The organism is Rhodococcus sp. AQ5-07, assembly GCF_009707305.1.
GTDB classification, from domain to species: domain Bacteria; phylum Actinomycetota; class Actinomycetes; order Mycobacteriales; family Mycobacteriaceae; genus Rhodococcus_F; species Rhodococcus_F erythropolis.
Map to the genome: position 1 here is coordinate 2,802,501 of NZ_CP046099.1, position 14,957 is coordinate 2,817,457.

The 14,957-nt window shown below is 63.4% G+C and carries 9 protein-coding genes (1 of these 9 only partly in view); 4 read left to right on the top strand and 5 right to left on the bottom strand.

The annotated features are described in order from the left end of the window. Positions 1-107: the 3' end of a VOC family protein gene (locus GJB56_RS12835; RefSeq protein ID WP_003945103.1), read on the top strand. The gene continues 304 nt to the left of window position 1, outside the view; the window shows 107 of its 411 coding nt (coding positions 305-411); its start codon lies off the left edge, out of view; its stop codon occupies positions 105-107. A gap of 72 nt (positions 108-179) precedes the next feature. On the opposite strand, the gene GJB56_RS12840 is transcribed toward GJB56_RS12835, so the two are convergent. Next, entirely contained in the window at positions 180-1,154 is a 975-nt protein-coding gene (locus GJB56_RS12840) for a sigma-70 family RNA polymerase sigma factor (RefSeq protein WP_003945115.1), read from the bottom strand. Between the two features lie 53 nt (positions 1,155-1,207). After that, entirely contained in the window at positions 1,208-1,939 is a 732-nt protein-coding gene (locus tag GJB56_RS12845; RefSeq protein ID WP_113683120.1) for a GNAT family N-acetyltransferase, read from the bottom strand. A gap of 216 nt (positions 1,940-2,155) precedes the next feature. Here GJB56_RS12845 and GJB56_RS12850 point away from each other — a divergent pair, with 216 nt between their 5' ends. Together GJB56_RS12850 and GJB56_RS12855 are read left to right on the top strand one after the other, a co-directional pair. Beyond that, positions 2,156-2,926: an HD domain-containing protein gene (locus GJB56_RS12850; RefSeq protein WP_021344949.1), complete on the top strand. Its 771-nt coding sequence runs from the start codon at positions 2,156-2,158 to the stop codon at positions 2,924-2,926. Between the two features lie 508 nt (positions 2,927-3,434). After that, on the top strand, positions 3,435-8,918 hold the full coding sequence (locus GJB56_RS12855) for an ATP-binding protein (protein ID WP_046379971.1): 5,484 nt from the start codon (positions 3,435-3,437) through the stop codon (positions 8,916-8,918). A 69-nt stretch (positions 8,919-8,987) separates the two neighbouring features. Here GJB56_RS12855 and GJB56_RS12860 read toward each other — a convergent pair whose 3' ends face one another. Genes GJB56_RS12860 through GJB56_RS12870 form a run of 3 tightly spaced genes read right to left on the bottom strand, consistent with a single transcriptional unit; the run spans position 8,988 to position 13,824 of the window. Then, a complete protein-coding gene (locus GJB56_RS12860) occupies positions 8,988-9,269 on the bottom strand; it encodes a hypothetical protein (protein WP_021344953.1) in 282 nt (93 codons plus the stop codon). An 11-nt stretch (positions 9,270-9,280) separates the two neighbouring features. Beyond that, positions 9,281-13,399 carry a cation-translocating P-type ATPase gene (locus GJB56_RS12865; protein ID WP_113683121.1) on the bottom strand — a complete coding sequence of 1,373 codons (4,119 nt, stop codon included), beginning with the start codon at positions 13,397-13,399 and terminating at the stop codon, positions 9,281-9,283. Next, positions 13,399-13,824 (bottom strand): hypothetical protein, encoded by a 426-nt coding sequence (locus GJB56_RS12870; protein ID WP_020908416.1) that lies wholly within the window; start codon positions 13,822-13,824, stop codon positions 13,399-13,401. The genes GJB56_RS12865 and GJB56_RS12870 overlap by 1 nt, the downstream gene beginning before the upstream one ends. 183 nt (positions 13,825-14,007) lie before the next feature. On the opposite strand from GJB56_RS12870, the gene GJB56_RS12875 reads away from it, so the two are divergent. Further along, complete coding sequence (locus GJB56_RS12875; protein WP_007732210.1) at positions 14,008-14,955, top strand: aldo/keto reductase; 948 nt, start codon at positions 14,008-14,010, stop codon at positions 14,953-14,955. Positions 14,956-14,957: the final 2 nt, after the last annotated feature.

Genomic DNA, 14,957 nt, shown 5'->3' on the forward strand with positions numbered 1-14,957 from the left:
AACCCCAGGATCACGGCTTCATGTACGGACGCGCGTTCCGCGACCTCGACAATCACGTCTGGGAGGTCATGTGGATGGACCCGGCTGCGACTGTTCCCCAGCAGTAACGCAGAACAACAGCAGTAACGAGTAGGCGCGCGGGTCCCTCCATACCGGAGGGCTCGCGCAACTCCTTGCCCCTACAGCTCTGCAGGCAATCCGAACCGTGCGAACAGACTCAGATCGAAGAAACACGTCACGTGCGAGATCCCGGACTCGGTGACATCGAGAACGTGCAACTGGAAAGCACGGTGAACCCCATCGGGCTCGCGCATATAGAGGCCGAACGCCGGCTGGCCGTTGGCGGCGGTCGGTAGCAGCCGCATCGCTCCTGGTCCGTCGGCCGGGCATTTGGTTCCGATGAGCTGCCCGATTGCCTCGGGGCCCTGGTACCAACCCTCGAACGGAGGCATCTCCCAGATGGCTTCCCGCGTGAACAGCTCAACGATTGCCTCGACGTCGTAGCTTTCGAAGCTGTGCACGTAGTCGCGGAGCAACTTCCGGGCAGCCTCGGTAGTCGGTTCCACGAGATCGTCCTCAGTGGGCCCGATGTGATTGATCTGCGCGCGAGCCCGCTGCAGCAGGCTGTTCACCGCAGTGGTTGTGGTGTCGAGGGCCTCCGCAACTTCTGACGCCTTCCACTGCAGAACGTCACGCAGAACCAGAACCGCACGTTGGCGGGCGGACAAGTGCTGCAGCGCGGCAACCAGCGCAAGCCTGACCGAATCGCGATTGACCACCATGACGGCGGGATCATTGACGTCGCCCAACGCCGAATCCGCGATCGGTTCCAACCAGGCAATCTCGTTGCGCTCGATCAAATCGTCGGCCGGGTCCGAACTAGGTGCACCAAGGCCGGTCGGCAGTGGACGCCTCGATCTCCCTTCCAACGCGGTCAGGCACGTGTTCGTCGCGATGCGATAGAGCCAGGTCCTGAGCGACGACTGGCCTTTGTAACCGTCGAACCCGCGCCAAGCCCGGATGAACGTCTCTTGGACCTGGTCTTCGGCGTCGTGAATCGACCCCATCATGCGATAGCAGTGCGCCAGCAACTCGCGGCGGTACGGATCAGCAAGAGTGAGGAAATCACTGTCCAACGCCTGATCGACTGTCATTTGTTCAGACTAGTGGCCGAGCGCCCGAAACACAGGCGTCGGCGAGAATTCGATCAGGCAGGCGCCTGCACCGCGGTCAACCGGGATCTCTTCCTAAGAACGAACCCCAGTGATTCGTAGAGTCTGATTGCATTCGTATTCGATTGCACTGCATGGAGAAACGGCAGCTCGCCGCGTTCGCGAATCCCGGCAGCGACGGCACGGATCAGCGTCGTACCCAGGCCTCGACCTCGGAAGTCGCTGTCGGTGCACACCGCACTGATTTCCGTCCATCCCGGAGGGTGCAACCGCTCCCCCGCCATGGCAACAAGTCTTCCGTCGACGCGAATGCCGTAGTAGCTCCCCATCTCGACGGTACGAGGAAGAAACGGTCCGGGCTTGGTGCGCTCGATCAACGCCAGAATTTCGGGAACGTCGCCCCTTCCGAGAAGTTCGACCGACGGATCAACGGAGACTTCGAGTGCGGAACCGTCCATTTGCACCGAGCCGAACTGATCCACAACGCGCCACCCTTCCGGCGGCTGATGATCAAATCCTCGTAAACCTACTGTGGCGCCTGGACCTACGAGTGTGCGTAGGTTCTCCCAGTCTTCGGCGTCCAACTCGGGCGGATGACCGACAAACGGAGCGACTGTCGGGTCGTATCGCGCAACTCTCCCTGCCCAGCGAGCGAATTGCGCATGATGTCCGCGAAGACCTTGTCGCACAGGATCGTCCAGTGGATGGATGTCGACATCCGTGTCAACAGTCTCGACAAACGACGCCAGGGTCGCCTCCGTGGTCATCGAACCTCTTCCTACCCAAGTCTTCCAGTGATGGAGGCGACCGAAACTCCCCGCCCACCTCGATCACAACGCTAGGAACACTTGCTGTCGTAGTCGCCGGATAGAATCAAGATGATTCTGACTTCCGCCCCACGTCCGGTGACGACCACGGTTCGAGGGCAGATTCTCATAAAGACTTTCGTCGCGACACCTACACCAAACGAAAGGCTGTTCGCCATGAGCCACTCCGACCCGATCAGATCTGCATTCGACCAGCTACCCCTGAAGGAAATGGACGCCGCGACGCTGGTCTTCGCGATCGAGAGCGCCGTCGACGAGATGGCACTCCCGGGTGAAACCTTGCGACTCGCCATGGAGGTCGCGACCCTCGCGCACCTCGATCAGTTCAGAAAGAACGGGATCAAGTCCGACGAGGATCCCTACATCGTTCATCCCCTACGAAATGTGTTGCGGCTGCTTCGGTACGGGTGCTCCGATGTCGAGATCCTGAGCGCAACCGCGCTTCACGACACGGTCGAGGACCGACCACACGCCGTCATCGCACTCCTCGGTGGCCGGACTGCGGACGACATGTCTGCATCCGAAGCGCAAGAACGTGCGTCCACACTCATCGCCTCGCACTTCGGCCATAGAATCTCCGAACTTGTTGAGGCAGTGACCAATCCAATCGACTACCCGCACGACAACACCACCGGCTACCAGGATCACGTCATCCGCGCGATCGCGGATCCCGCTGTGTTCCTCGTGAAGTTCAGCGACTTCGTCGACAACGCGGGAAGCGTGAAGTACCTGAGCGAGACCGACAGGCTGAGGCTGGTCACGAAGTACGAACCACTCGTGGAGCACTTCAAGCGGGCTTCGCTTGCTCTCGCCAACGCATTGCAGCTCCCTCCCGCAGGACTCGACGCGATCGCACAGCACATTGCAACCATCGAAGGCGATTTCTCGAATACAGTCCGAGGGGACATAGAAAATACTCGCCAGTAGTACCGATCAGTAATAATCGAGCAATCGGGAGAATTCTCCGAATACGCGATTTTGTTACCAGTCAGTATTCACTTTCTTGCCAATTTCATTACCATCGTGATCCGTGTCACAGGGTCGAATTCCATTGCACTGCAATGATTTAACGCCATACGTGTAACCGTGGTTCACGTTGACTAATATTCTTCAATTCGCCCAGGTGACATGAGCGTCGACATACTGCATTCTTAGATAAACCAGGGATTCCCTGGAAGCAGACACAATATGTTGCTGATTCGTGATTGGAGCGGTTCTGAGTCCACGCCTGCAGGGTGGCGTACAAGGCACGCCGTGCCTGAGCGCAGGGGACTCTACGAACCGGAAGGGCAATCACTTGCCGACGCGCAACCGGGGGAAACACAGCGCATCGCGGCGTAGTTCACGAACCAGGTAATCCGGGTATGTGGGACACGGTCGGCTCATATCGCAACGTACGTGACGAAGAATCTCATCAAGGACGGTGGCAGTGACAATGTTCAAACGAATCGCAGTGGTCAATCGAGGTGAGGCCGCGGTCCGGCTGATCAGGGCTGTACGCGAACTGAACGCCGAACACGACTACGGCATTCGCGTCATTGCACTGCACACCGAGGCCGAGCGCCGCGCCATGTTCGTCCGCCAGGCAGACGAGGGTGTGACCCTGCGCAGCACCGGCACCGGCAGCCCGTATCTCGACTACGCCGAACTCGAGCGAGCACTCCTCGCGGCCAAGGCCGACGCAGTCTGGGTCGGCTGGGGCTTCGTGGCCGAGGATCCCGCCTTCGCCGAGATCGTCGCGAAACTGGGCATCACGTTCATCGGCCCGAGCGCCGACGCGATGCGCCTGCTCGGCGACAAGGTTGCCGCCAAGATCCTGGCCGAGAAGGTCGGCGTACCTGTCGCCCCGTGGAGCGGCGGACCGGTCGAAACGCGCGCCGACGCTCGTCGTCATGCTCAGTCCATCGGATATCCCCTGATCATCAAGGCCCGAAGCGGCGGCGGTGGACGCGGTATCCGCAAGGTCTGGGCCGAAGACGAACTCGAAGTTGCACTCGAGCGCACGCAGGGCGAAGCAGAGCGGTCCTTCGGCGACCCCGTCGTCTTCCTCGAACGGCTTGTCACCGATGCACGCCACGTCGAGGTACAGGTCATCGCCGACAACCACGGCAATGTCTGGGCTCCGGGCGTTCGCGACTGCTCGATTCAGCGTCGCAACCAGAAGGTCATCGAAGAATCCTCCTCCCCCGTCCTGACCGAAGAACAGTCTGACCACCTCAAGAAGGTGTCCGCCGAATTGGTCAAGGCAGCCGGATACCAGGGCGCAGGCACGGTCGAATACCTCTACCAGCCCGAGAACAAGCTCTTCACGTTCCTCGAGGTCAACACCCGTCTGCAGGTCGAGCACCCGATCACCGAGGTCACCACCGGAATCGACCTCGTCAAACTGCAGATTCTGGTCGCCAGTGGTGACGAATTGGTCGGTGACTGCCCGCCCGCATTCGGCCACGCCGTCGAAGCCCGCCTCAACGCAGAGGACGCGGACAACGATTTCGCGCCGGCACCCGGCACGGTTCAGCTCCTCAAGTTCCCGCTCGGCTCCGGCATCCGGGTCGACACCGGCATCGCTGCCGGGGACGTCATTCCGCCCGACTACGACTCGATGGTCGCGAAGGTCATCGCCTGGGGCCGCAACCGCTCCGAGGCACTTGCGCGCCTGCGTACCGCCCTTCGTGAAACCACAGTCGTACTCGACGGCGGCACCACCACCAAGTCGTTCCTCCTCGATCTACTCGATCGCGACGAGGTCATCTCGGCATCCGCGGATACCGGCTGGCTCGACCGCACGGGCGCCCTCACCGGCACCACTCGTCGCGCGGACGTCGCACTGATCGCCACCGCCATCGATGCTTACGACGCCGAGGAGTCCCTCGAGCGTGCGGCCTTCCTCGCCTCGGCACGTGGCGGCCGTCCCCGCGCCAATCACGCGATCGGCCGTACCGTCGAGCTCAACTACCAAGGTCAGGCATACAAACTGACCGTCGGGCGTATCGGCCCGCACCGCTACCGCGTCGACGGAGACGCCGGCGACATCGAGGTCGACGTCGATCGTCTCGGCGACTTCGAGTCACGGCTGGTGATCGGCGATCGGCGCTTCCACGTCGTTTCCGTCGTGAGCCCGGCTCGCTATCTCGTCGAGGTCGACGGCATCAGCCACCAGATCAGCCAGGACGACGCCGGAGTGGTCCGCGCGCCGGCTCCCGCCGTCGTGGTGGCTGTACCGGTCGCGGTCGGCGACGACGTCGAAGCCGGCTCCACCCTGGTCGTGCTCGAATCCATGAAGATGGAGACCGCAGTTCGCGCACCGTACGCGGGCAAGGTGCGTGAAGTTCTCGCTACCGTCAACTCTCAGGTCGATGCCGGCGCGCCGCTCCTGCGCGTCGACCAGGTCAGCGAGGAAGCTGTCACGGAGAAGGCTCCGCGAGTCCAATTCGATCTTCCGGCAGCAACTTCCGGTTCCGACGCCCGCGACGACGCGTTGGCACAGCTCGAAGCACTGACCGCGATGATCAGTGGCTACGACGTCAGCGGTAAGCACGCAAACGCTGTTCTGGCCGAGTACGACGCACTTCGCAGCGCACTCGAATCCGAGGACCGCGAACTGGTACAGGCCGAACTGGCTGTGCTGACCACCTTCGCCGACATCTGCGAACTCTCGCGCAACAAGCCCACCTCGGGTGAGTCCGCGAAGGACGAATCCGTCCACAGCCCCCGCGAGCACTTCCACACCTTCCTGCACTCACTCGACTCCGAGCGCGAAGGTTTGCCGGCGTCGTTCCGCACGAGACTCGAACGGGCACTTCGCCACTACGACGTCACCGATCTGGAAGATCGCCAGGCCGTCGAGGAAGCGGTGTACCGACTCTTCCTGGCTCTGCAGCGCATGGAAGCCCAGATCCCGGTCATTGCAGCACTTCTCGAAGGCTGGCTCGTCGGCGACAAGGCTCCCGGTTGCTCGGCTCAGGAGCTCAACGAGGTTCTCGATCGACTCATCGTCGCGACGCAGGTCCGCTACCCCGTCATCGGCGACGTCGCCCGCAACCTTCGTTTCCGGTTCTTCGACGAGCCGCGCATCCGCAAGGTTCGCGAAGACGTCTACGACGGAGTACGCGGCAACCTCGCCTACCTCGAAGAGCAGCCGGACGCTGCCGATTTCGACGAGCGAATCGCCAACCTCGTCGCCACTCCCGAACCGCTCCTGGACCTGTTGGGTCGAAAGATCGGCCTTGGCAACCGCGATGGCGGCCCTCTGCTCGAGGTCATCACGCGTCGCTACTACAAGATTCACTCCTTCGAAGACGTCCGCGTTTTCGAGCACGTCGACCGCCGTTTCGTGACCGGTAACTTCGACCTCAAGGGCGACGGGCTACATCTAGTCTCGACGGTGGCCGAATTCGACGCTCTCGGAACGGCTCTCGACGATGTCGCCACAATCGCGCAGGATGCTCCATCCGGTCGCGGCCTGGTAGTCGACATCTACCTCGACTGGCCGAATCAGCCCGCCGACGGCGACACGCTCGTCGAGACGCTGCGCACCGAACTCTCGCGCAACGAGACGATCACCCGGTCCCGCCGCGCGACTGTGATCATCTGCAATCCGAATGGGGAGCCGGTCCGCTGGGTCACCTTCCGCCCGATCGACGGTGAACTGGTCGAGGACAACATCATCCGCGACATGCATCCGCTCACGGGTCAGCGTCTGGACATGTGGCGCCTGAAGAACTTCAACGGCAAGCGTCTGCCGGCTCCGGAGAACACCTACCTGTTCCACCTCTCCGCCAAGGAGAACCCGAAGGACGAGCGCCTGATCGCTCTCGCGGAAATCCGTGACGTGACACCGCAGCTCGACGACGAAGGCCAGATGGTTGCGCTTCCGGCCATCGAGCGCACACTTGCCGCGTGCCTCGACGGCATCCGCCGTGCGCAGTCTCAGCGCGGCGACAAGCGTCGACTGGCAGCCAACCGCGTCGTGCTCTACGTGTGGCCGGTCGCCGACGTTCCCAGCGAACGCTTCTCCGTGATCGCTCAGAACGCAGCCCGACTGACCGTCGGCGCCGGGCTCGAAGAGATCACACTCATCACCCGCCTGAAGGACCGAAAGGGCGGCGCGCCCAAGGAAGTTGCGCTGCGATTCTCCTACCGCGCAGGTGCCGGTGTGGTCATCAACAAGACCACGCCTCCCACTGAACCGCTGCTCCCCCTCGACGCGTACGCCCAGAAGGTCCAGAGTTCGCGGGCACGCGGCACGGTGTACCCGTACGAGCTGATTCCGCTCCTGACCGGCACCAAGGGCACCTTCGTCGAGCACGACTTCGACGAAGCGGGCGTCCTCTCACCTGTCGAGCGTCCGTACGGGCTCAACAAGGCCGGCATCGTCGTCGGCCTCGTGAACACTCCGACGCCGCGCTATCCCGAGGGAATGACCCGTGTCGCGCTCTTCGGTGACCCCACCAAGGCGCTCGGTACCGTGGCCGAGGCCGAATGCTCACGCGTGGTCGCTGCCATCGACCTGGCCGAGAAGTTGAACGCTCCGGTCGAGTGGTTTGCACTGTCCTCGGGTGCCACCATCTCGATGGAGAGCGGCACCGAGAACATGGACTGGGTCTCCCGTGGCCTGCGCCGGATCATCACCTTCACCCAGAACGGCGGCGAGATCAACATCGTCGTCACGGGAATCAACGTCGGCGCTCAGCCCTACTGGAACGCCGAAGCCACCATGTTGATGCACACCAAGGGCATTCTGGTGATGACCCCGGACAGCGCGATGGTGCTGACCGGCAAGCAGTCTCTCGACTACTCCGGTGGTGTGTCGGCCGAGGACAACTTCGGTATCGGTGGTTACGACCGCGTCATGGGCCCCAACGGCCAGGCGCAGTACTGGGCCCCCGACCTCACTGCGGCGTGCGAGATCCTGTTCCGTCACTACGCACACTCGTACCTCGCTCCCGGCGAACGGTTCCCACGCCGCGCAGCGACGACGGACCCAGTCGATCGCGACGTACGTAGCTTCCCGCACACCCACCCGTCGAGCGACTTCGAGACGGTCGGCGACATCTTCTCCTCGGCGAAGAACCCGGATCGCAAGAAGCCCTTCGACATTCGCACCGTGATGCGTTCGGTGGTCGACCAGGACCACTCAGTTCTCGAGCGTTGGGCCGACATGGCCGGCGCCGACACCTCGGTCGTTCTGGACGCGCACCTCGCCGGACATCCGGTCACAGTGGTGGGCATCGAATCCCGCGCGATCCCGCGTAAGGGTCACTTCCCCGCCGACGGTCCCGACACCTGGACGTCGGGAACGCTGTTCCCGAACTCGTCGAAGAAGACGGCCCGCGCGATCAATGCGGCGAGCGGCAACCGTCCGATCGTGGTGCTGGCCAACCTGTCCGGCTTCGACGGTTCACCGGAGTCACTGCGCAACATCCAGCTCGAGTACGGCGCCGAGATCGGCCGCGCCATCGTCAACTTCGACGGACCGATCGTGTTCTGCGTCGTTTCCCGCTACCACGGCGGCGCGTTCGTCGTATTCTCCGGTGCGCTCAACGACAACATGGAAGTTCTTGCTGTCGAAGGTTCGTTCGCCTCGGTACTCGGCGGCGCCCCCGCCGCCGCAGTGGTCTTCACCCGTGAGGTAAACACCCGCACCAACAACGACCCGAAGGTGCAGCAACTGGAAGCAGACTTGGCAGCAGCCAAGGACGACACGGAGAAAGCACACCTGCGCGTCGAACTGAACGCTCAGCGCATCGCCGTCCGCTCCGACAAGCTCGGCGAAGTGGCATCCGAATTCGAAGCGATCCACAACATCCAGCGGGCCCGAGAGGTCGGCTCGGTGGATGAGATCGTCCCTGCCGCAGAACTGCGTCCGCAGATCATCGCAGCAGTCGAACGCGGCATGAAGCGCGCACTCGCGCAGTAAGTTTCTCCGCACGTCGAGCGGTCCCGCGAAATGCGGGGCCGCTCGATTTGTGTCCGCACCGCGCCGGCATCAGACGCCCTCGAGCGCCTCTCCGATCTCTTCGAGGACGTGATTGTGCTGCTCTGTTGCGAGCAGATGCCCCGCCGCGATGGTGACTGCCACGGGCCACTCGATGATCTCGAACGCAACCATCAGTCCCATCACCGCAAAATAGGCGATCTGCTCGGGTCTCGGAACCGGAATGGCACCGACGATCGGTAGCTCCAACTCGAAGCTCCGTGCCGAACGGACGGATTCCACTACCGCGCGGTGATCGACGGGGTTCCTTTGGTCGACGGTGTTCTGGGACATGTCACGATTCCTCAGGATTCATCTCGGGTCGCCCGGGAGTTCGGCGACGTGTCACTTCCAGCAGCGACGCTCACAAGCGTGTCCGATTCACCGGTTTCCGCTTCTTTGATTTCCGCTTCGCTGATTTCCACGCTGTCGCGAGCGCTGACTCCCCCGGTTCGGGAGGTGTACGCGGTGCTCGTCCGCGTCGGGATCTTGCGAATCGTCGACTGACCTTCCGCGCTCTCCTCAGTTCCAGTCTCCTCAGTTGCGGCGATCCGCTCCAACACCCGCGGAGCCAGCGCCGCCAGCAGCGTCGCTGCCGACGCACAGCCCACTGCTTGTCCCCACCCAATCGGACCGAGCGGCGTGCAACCGAGAAATTGGCTCACCACCGGTGTGCTGACGAGCGTCGCCAGCGCCGCAGCGGACCCGGCAACTGTTGCGACCACCAGCGGACTGCGCGATTCGAGCAGCGTCTGCCCCAGTTGGGTGCCCACCAGGGCAACCAACGCCACCGTCGACGCTCGCCGCCGCCTGCCGCTCGTCCGGGCCAGAAGCCACGCTGCCAGCGCACCGATTGCCGTGGCAGTGCCGCGGACAGCGATCGTCTGCCACAACGCATGAGTGTCCATCTGTTCGGACTTCTCGGATCCGTTCTCGGACGGGGTGCTCACCGCAAGCGCAGCAGCGGGCAAGGCGTCCGTCATCAGATTGACCAGTAGCAACTGCCTTGCGTTGAGCGGTGATTCGCCGGACAGCGCAGAACCGATCAGAGCGAATGCGACTTCACCCGCGTTGCCTCCGAGCAAAACCCCCACCGCTGATCTGACCCGCCGCCACAATTGACTGCCCTCGTCCAATGCGTCGGTCAATCCGCCGACACGGCCGTCGAGGAGCACGATGTCTGCGGCGCCGCGCGCCGGATCGCTGTCAGTCGACGCCACCCCGATTCCCACGCTGGAAACTCGGATCGCCGCAGCATCGTTCGCGCCGTCACCGACCATGGCGCACACGCGCCCGTCAGTCTCCAACGCTTGCACGATCTCGACCTTCTGCTCGGGTGTCACGCGCGCAAAGACGCTGCTGCCGCGGACGGCGTTCCGTCGTTCTGCGCGAGAGAAGTTCTCCCAGTCCGGACCGGTGACCACGTCCTCGCGCGCCACATCCATCCCCAGTTCGGTGGCGACCGCCGCCGCTGTTGTCGGATGATCCCCGGTCAGCACGCGCACTTGCTGTCCGTTGCCTTCAAGTTCTCGAACAAGTTGCGTTGCTTCGGGTCTCAGCGTGTCCGAGAGTCCGAGAAGGCCGACCGCTTCCAACCCCTCGGAGCAACACTGTTCGAGAAATTCCGAGTCCTCCGCAGCGCGTCGCGCATCGTGTTCCGACAACTCGCGCTGTGCGACGGCAACCACCCGCAGTCCGCGTCCGGCCATGCTCTGAACGTGGCTCGCCGACACAGCATTCGGATCCCGCCCTGCCTCCGCCACGAATTCCGGTGAACCCTTCAGTGCGATCCGTCTGCCCAGTAGGGCTGCCGAGTACGGCCGCCCAGACCTGAACGGAACGAGGTTGAGCGCGTCGGCATCACCGAAAACCCGAGCCTCGTCCAGAGCTTGTTCGGCTGCATCGACGACGGCGGCGTCCGTCGAATGAAACACGCGATCGTCGCGACTTCCCAGAGCACTGCGCGCCGCAACTTCCAAAATCTCACTTTCGCCCCAACCGTCGACGCGTTCGACCGCGGCCACCCGTAGCTTGTTCTCGCTGAGGGTTCCGGTCTTGTCGAAGCAGACCACGTCGACACGGCCGAGCGCTTCGATCGAACGTGGAGCACGCACCAACACTCCTGCTGCAGTGAGCCTTCGAGCTGCCGCCTGCTGAGCCAGGGTCGCAACCAGAGGCAATCCCTCCGGCACGGCGGCCACGGCAACGGCCACGCCTCCGGTGACGGCGCGGCGCAGACCGGTACCACGAATCAGACCCGCGACTGTCACCAACGCTCCGCCGCCGATACTGGCCGGTAGAGTCGCCCTGGTGAGTTCGCGCAGTCTGTTGGTCAGGCCCACAGCAGGTCCGGATCGGGATACACCGACATCGGCGCGCCTGGTCACCGTACGAGCTCCGGTGGCCGTGACCACGCCACGACCGGAGCCGGCAAGCACTGTTGTCCCGGCATAGGCCATGCACCTTCGCTCGGCCAGGGGCATCCCCGGGGTCGGGTCGGTCTGCTTGTCGACGGGCATGGACTCTCCCGTCAACGACGACTCGTCGACTTCCAGCGATTCGGCGCTCAACAGTCGACAATCGGCGGGCACGATGTCCCCGGACTCGAGGGCCACGACGTCACCGAGTTCGAGCGCGTCTGCCGCAGTCTCGACCTCGCCAGCGTTGGTTACTCGCCGAGCTACCGGATCCTGCATCTGCAACAGTCGCTGCACTGCGCGTTCCGAGTGCAGTCGTTGAACAGCGGACATCGCGGCATTGCCGACCAAAACCGAACCGACCAGGACGGCGTCTACCGGTGAACCGAGGACTGCACTGGCCGCCGAGCCGGTTGCCAACACCGGCGTGAGTGGATCCGCCAATTCTGTTCGCAACGCCGACAATCCGTCACGGATCAACCTGAAGCGTGCGGGCACTCGCACACGAGTATCGGCGCGCTGCGGCGTATGCCGGACGGATTCGGCGAGTTCGCGAACGACAGAATCACCGTCCATCTCATGCCAGCTATCGCTCGGAGCACCGACAGGGGCGGGAGCCTGAATCACAGATCGGGACAGGGTGTATCCGGTCCACAGTCCCGCGGCCGAACCAGCCGTGACCGGCCCCGGCCCAGCCCCTCGAATTCCCGGAAGCATAATCAAGGCACCCAATGCCGAAGAACCCGAGGAGAGTTCGACGCCGCGCCTCGTCGCTGTTCGGGCAGCCGAGAGCGCATGGACGACCCGCCACGCCCCGGCCAAGTCGGTGTGGATGTCGGCACTCACGTGCTCGCCACTCGGTGGTGAAATCCCGATGCGTAGCACTGCCTGCCCCGCTATCGCCCTACTCGACACGATCGCAACTGTCCGACCCTCGGCCACCAACGCCGAGAGAGCTTCGCGCAGGCCGGCTTCGGGAGTCGATGGCGCCGGATAGAGCTCGTCGAATCCGCTTCGCAGTGATCCGAGCCCGTCGTCGTCGATCGTGGCCGCTGCGACTCCGCTCGCGCGTATCTCACCTATCAGTGATTCCGCCAACCCTTTTCGCACCGGTCTTACGACAACTTCGGCGCCGTCGATGCGGTGTCTTCCGACCCCGAGCGAGCCGGCGTCAAGCGCTTCCCTGGCATGTGCCCACACCACGACGCGGTCCGACTCGGACACCTCTCGTATGTCGGAAACCCGGAGCGCGTCGTCGAAAAGGACACTCGGATCGACGAGGACGGTATCGACACGATCGAGCATGCGTAGAGACGCGGGGTCCGAAACGGCGACGTGGTGCGTCCGCCACAGACCGTATGACAAACCAGCAGCGAACGATTCGCGCGACATCCGAAGCGGCCGCGGCGCCGAAACCTTGATGCTCGTCGCAACGGTGTCACCGCCGGCAGACACGGTAGCCAGTGCAGCCGCAGCCGCCAACTGAACCCCAGCGATCCTGTCGGCATAACGCTCCCCCGGACCACTCGGGTCACGCCTCGTGGGAGCACCGCGACCGCCAGATTCGAATGGCCACACCCGACGAGAGTTTCGCGCCGCCAGAGTTTCGCGTAGCAGCATCGTCCGCAGCCCGAAATCCACACCCAATGACGCAGGCGCATAGGTCAGAACATCCGCGAACGACGTCGCCGACTCCAAAGCGAAGTCGGTGAGCGAACGGCCAAGGCGCTGTTCGATTCGCCGACGCACCCGGGGTTGATAATTGATCGCCGACGCCGCCGCCGAGACATAGGCGGAACCCGGCATTCGCGGCGCACGAAGAATCGATCCCGCTGCTGCAGGAATCATCCCGACGCCCGCCAGCGCAAGAGTGCCAGTCCGCAGCGCCACGTCACTGACAGCGGTTCGCGGAATCGTCGAACCACCGACCAACGCCAGACCCGACAACGCCAGGCGCGGCGGCAAAGTTGCCACCGACACCGCACGCCGGGCCATCGCTGAGAACATCAGGAAGTGGATCGAGTGTGCGAAGAACTGTGAGTTCGATCCTGCGACCGACTGGCCGCCTTGTGGGAGTTTCCGCTCGATTCCTTCTTTGCCGGTTCCGTCTTGGTCGCGCGCCCAACCGCCTTGACCGCACGATCGGGCCGCGCGCTCTTGCGATCCCATTCGTGAAGTACCAGGGCCGTGCCGCCGACCGCCAAGAGCACCGGCCACTCCACCAATCCCGCCGCGCCGACGGCGGCCATCGTGAGAACCGCGGTCGGCGTCGAGGAACTACCCGCACGAATTCCGTCTCGGACGCCCTCCGCCGTTCCGCGTATCCCGCCCGTCACTCCACCGATCACTCCACCACCGACGGCTCCAGCCACCGTCGTCGTTGCGTCTGCCACACCACGAACGACCCGGGTGGCTTCGTCGACAATCATCATCGGACGCTCCTATCAGCAGTCCATCGAAGAATTCAGTATTTGAGGCCATACCCAACACCGACGGCGGCAATCACGATCCGATACATTTTTCGGCGAACCTGGCGAGGGCGCGCCATCGTCAGCGCCGTGAGAGGGTACGGTGCGGGATGCAGCGACCACCTTCATCGACGGGAGTTCCACACAGTGGCGATCATCGGAAATTCGGACCTCGACATCTTCCGACTTAGCTTGGGCGGCAACCCTTTCGGATGGACAGCAGACGAGAAGACGTCCTTCGAGATCCTCGACTCGTTCGCCGAAGCCGGTGCAAACTTCATCGACACCTCCGACTCGTACACGGCGTCGGCTCCCGGCAATTCCGGCGGGGAATCCGAAACGATCATCGGGAAATGGATCACCGATCGGGGACTGCAGAACGACATCGTCGTCGCCACCAAGGTGGGTAGCCATCCCGATTTCAAGGGACTGAAGGCCGACAACATCGCGGCCGCAGCTGAGGCGTCGCTGCAGCGCCTGCAGACGGACTGCATCGACCTGTACTACGCACATTTCGACGACCCGCAGACTCCGCTCGAGGAAACTCTCGAAGCCTTCAATGCGTTGGTCGTCGCGGGCAAGGTTCGCTATCTCGGAATCTCCAACTACAGCCCCGACCGCGTCCGGGAGTGGCTGCGGATCACCGAGGAGAACGGTTACGCCGCGCCCATCGCGCTGCAACCGCACTACAACCTGGTGCACCGCAAGTCGTACGAACCCGAACTCGCGCAGATCGCCACCGACAACAACATCAGCGTCTTCCCGTACTTCGCTCTCGCTTCCGGCTTCCTGACCGGAAAGTACAAGACCCGCGCGGACATCGAAGGCAGCTCCCGCGAACGGCTGACCGCCGGATACTTCAGCGACGCCGGACTCGACGTCGTCGCGGAACTGGCAACAATCGCGCAGGCACACGACAGCGAGATCTCGACCGTCGCGCTGGCCTGGCTGCTGACTCGACCTGGCATCACCGCACCGATCGCGAGCGTCAGCCGGCCGGAGCAGCTCCCGGCGCTACTGGACGCCCCGAATCTGGTGCTGTCGTCGAATGAACTGGACACTCTCGAACGGGTGTCGGCGGCAGTCGGCGCCTGAAA

What these genes read in the sequence shown, in the direction of transcription:
- GJB56_RS12840 (WP_003945115.1), bottom strand. Translation starts at nt 1,154, where the DNA reads ATGACAGTCGATCAGGCGTTGGACAGTGATTTCCTCACTCTTGCTGAT.
- GJB56_RS12845 (WP_113683120.1), bottom strand. Translation starts at nt 1,939, where the DNA reads ATGACCACGGAGGCGACCCTGGCGTCGTTTGTCGAGACTGTTGACACG.
- GJB56_RS12850 (WP_021344949.1), top strand. Translation starts at nt 2,156, where the DNA reads ATGAGCCACTCCGACCCGATCAGATCTGCATTCGACCAGCTACCCCTG.
- GJB56_RS12855 (WP_046379971.1), top strand. Translation starts at nt 3,435, where the DNA reads ATGTTCAAACGAATCGCAGTGGTCAATCGAGGTGAGGCCGCGGTCCGG.
- GJB56_RS12860 (WP_021344953.1), bottom strand. Translation starts at nt 9,269, where the DNA reads ATGTCCCAGAACACCGTCGACCAAAGGAACCCCGTCGATCACCGCGCG.
- GJB56_RS12865 (WP_113683121.1), bottom strand. Translation starts at nt 13,399, where the DNA reads ATGTTCTCAGCGATGGCCCGGCGTGCGGTGTCGGTGGCAACTTTGCCG.
- GJB56_RS12870 (WP_020908416.1), bottom strand. Translation starts at nt 13,824, where the DNA reads ATGATGATTGTCGACGAAGCCACCCGGGTCGTTCGTGGTGTGGCAGAC.